This window comes from Paenibacillus oryziterrae (assembly GCF_042610485.1).
Taxonomy (GTDB): domain Bacteria; phylum Bacillota; class Bacilli; order Paenibacillales; family Paenibacillaceae; genus Paenibacillus_AQ.
In genome coordinates this window covers 1-1878 of the sequence record NZ_JBGJZO010000051.1, presented here as the reverse complement: position 1 = coordinate 1878, position 1878 = coordinate 1, and the positions used below count along the sequence as shown (strand labels likewise).

Annotated in this window: 2 protein-coding genes; both read right to left on the bottom strand. The window is 39.4% G+C overall.

Annotation, left to right across the window (positions count from 1 at the left end):
• Positions 1-132 precede the first annotated feature (132 nt).
• Positions 133-999 (bottom strand): phosphotransferase, encoded by an 867-nt coding sequence (locus ACAN55_RS24130; protein ID WP_379139140.1) that lies wholly within the window; start codon positions 997-999, stop codon positions 133-135.
• A 2-nt stretch (positions 1000-1001) separates the two neighbouring features.
• Entirely contained in the window at positions 1002-1805 is an 804-nt protein-coding gene (locus ACAN55_RS24125; protein WP_379139137.1) for a hypothetical protein, read from the bottom strand.
• Positions 1806-1878 lie beyond the last annotated feature (73 nt).

Here is a 1878-nt window from a genome sequence, read left to right as displayed (position 1 = left end):
GCCTTAAGCTAATGGCTACTACTGCCTTCGCCATTCGGGACTTCAACCCTAGAGATAGCGCCCATGCTGGGCGCACTAAAAAAAAGAACCTGCACTATTTGCAGGTTCCTTTCTATCATTTTCCTAAATTTATCAGATGCAGAGCCTTTTCCAGTATTCCCATGCTTCTAAATATTCAGGTAAATCCTGAGGATGATGTTTAATACTTAGTCCCACACGGCAATATAGCTGTACGGATACCTCATCGATCAATCTTGTTTGGCTAACACTGCCTTGCTTAAGATGATCGAATGCTGCCATGAGCGTATCTATATGAATATCGTCGGGAGACGAACAGAACGCGTAAGCAAAATCGTATAGAAAAGGCCCGATCATAGGAGATGGATCGATAACTCCGATTAAAGAGGACCGGTCAAATACAAAATTATGTACACCGGCATCACCATGCAATAAATATCTTTGGTCCTGTGAAGACTCTCCGCTATGACATTTGAGAACTTGGGATTGAACAAATTTGTAGTCGTCTAATGTCAGCACATCCCCGATATTAAACCTGGCTTCCTCTATGCTGATCTCATTGAATTCCCTCCAGGTTTGAAGAGGATACTCCATCCTCCCCCAAAGGGTAGATTCTTGAATGGGGCAGTATTTATTCAATAATTCATCCACTAATTTGGTCAACCATTCCCGCTTCGCCCCCCGGTTAATGTGTGTTGTTCCCTCGATGTACGTATAAATATAATGGGTCAGGTCCGGGGCGGTATAAAGTACCTTGGGTAAAAGAGATGAATCTGGGTATGCGTTAAATATCCGGTTAACGATTTGTATCTGCTCCGGTGCATCATATTTCAAAATGTATTTATGATTCTGACTGGATTCAAGTCGGTAGATCAGGCCGGCAGTTGTTCCTGACAACCTTTGGATGTTAATAATCTCATCGTCAGAAATATGGTCTTGAAATAACTTATTGATTTCTTTAAGGTTAGGTTCATTATTCATCGCTAGAATCCTGCACTTTTAATAAAAGTAGGTTTATCGGTATTCCACATTTCATAGAGGTCTTTAGAATATCCATAGATAGCCTTCGGATGCCTTTGTTCTAATTCTTCTAAAATGTTCTCCACATATTTTACTTTTTGTTGCCCTTCCGCTGCGTTACCTTCTATATCTTCAGTCGTATCCAAAATATGGAATACACACATCATCATCTTAGGAATTACAGGATTTTGGGAATGAAGGATTACATTAAACCTTTTACCAACTTCAGCTGGTCCAACCGATAACCCGGCTCCAACAAAACCCTGTTTATGCTTCTCTACTCTTTTGTATGCCCATACCACATCTTCTATTTTGAGAATATTCAAACCGAAAATGCTTTTTTGCAGAATCCAGTTCTCAGTCATCAATACATCGTTGTATTGCTTATTCTCAGGTTTCAATACTTCATAATTGATGTTTTGTGCAATTTCGTTATATATACCGTAGCTCGCAACATTTATATATATTGGATGTTTCTGAACGTTGATCAGTCTGGTGGTAAGCTTAACTGCCGGAATTAGTGCTTTGCTTAGTAGAAATAATCCGAATATAAACAAGAAGTTAGATGTTAAAAACTCAAAAGTAACAGCAACAATTTCAATAAGCGTAGGTTCGTCAATCATGTCATTGATCAATTGACCAAGCGAGTTTAACTGTGCGATCAGATAAATAGATATCCCTAGTATCGGAGAAACCAAAACAAAAAGGTTACGATTTGTTCTTCGAATATGTTCAGCGATATAATCCTGATTCATTGGGTCTGTCAATAATTTTGTGTAAACTCTTTAGCAAGGAATTCCCCCGAGGGGGAATTCGCGATACTAGCGTAAGTACTGGCCG